The organism is Chloroflexaceae bacterium (assembly GCA_025057155.1).
Taxonomy (GTDB): domain Bacteria; phylum Chloroflexota; class Chloroflexia; order Chloroflexales; family Chloroflexaceae; genus JACAEO01.
Genome location: JANWYD010000060.1, coordinates 1 through 894, shown reverse-complemented (window position 1 = coordinate 894; position 894 = coordinate 1). Strand labels below are relative to the sequence as shown.

The window sequence follows — 894 nt, the reverse complement described above, 5'->3', positions numbered from 1 at the left end:
GCCGCCAACGCCAACCCGGTTCCAAAATTTCGCCCGGCTCGGCGAAATAGAGGCTGTGCAGCGCGGCGTGCAATACGGTCAGTTGCTGTGCCCGGTTTCCCGGCTCGCCCAACGGATGGCCAAACGGCCACGCTAGATGTATGGTGCGCGGCGGGCGCACCTGTTCGGCAATCGGCTTAAGGCTGACAATACAGATCGTACTGATGCCAGCGTCTTCGATAATGCGCGCGATCAGTCCCACGGACTGATTGCACAGCCCTCAGGCTGGCGTCAATAAGACGGCATCAACTTGCTCTTGCTTAAGGAAGGTCGCGACTTCAGGCGCAGTCTGCCGCAGCAGGGTTTCGAGATGGGGCGGCTCGATATGGCCCATGAAGCTGTAGCAATCGGCCAAACTGCCAATGATTCCACGTTGGGCCAACGAGCGCATCAATTCCAGTGGGAAGAGAACGTTGAGATCGCGCTCAGCGTCGGTGTGGTCGTAGTAGTCGTGGGTGATGGTTAGATCGGCTACCGGTGTATCTGCCGGAATACGGCGATATGATGGATCGCCCCGCGGATCAACCATATCAAATGGCGGCTGATCGCGCCGGTGAACGCCGCCGGTTGTCACTAACGCTAAGCGGCATGCGGGTAGCGGTTTGCGCAATGGCGTGAATGGCACCTCATCAAATTTGAGCGCGCGGTATGCGCCACCCCATAGGCGGGCCAGCGCCGGAAGCTGCGAGAAGATTTGGCCGGTCAGCCGGTAAAGATCTTTCAGTGAGCGATTGCGCCAGTCGTTGGTCATAACACCACTACTCTCTGCCTTCCGCAACTTCAGTTTTGCTCGGCGATATTCAATGACCAATCATAGGGACGATAGACCAATCGGCCACGCTGCGCTTGCAACAA

Annotated in this window: 2 protein-coding genes; both read right to left on the bottom strand. The window is 57.9% G+C overall.

Annotation, left to right across the window (positions count from 1 at the left end; all coding sequences use genetic code 11):
• Nucleotides 1–241, bottom strand: a 241-nt coding sequence (locus tag NZU74_20245) for a selenoprotein B (GenBank protein ID MCS6883660.1), incomplete at its 3' end; no start/stop codon positions are given.
• A gap of 18 nt (nucleotides 242–259) precedes the next feature.
• Nucleotides 260–790: a glycine/betaine/sarcosine/D-proline family reductase selenoprotein B gene (locus NZU74_20240; protein MCS6883659.1), complete on the bottom strand. Its 531-nt coding sequence runs from the start codon at nucleotides 788–790 to the stop codon at nucleotides 260–262.
• Nucleotides 791–894 lie beyond the last annotated feature (104 nt).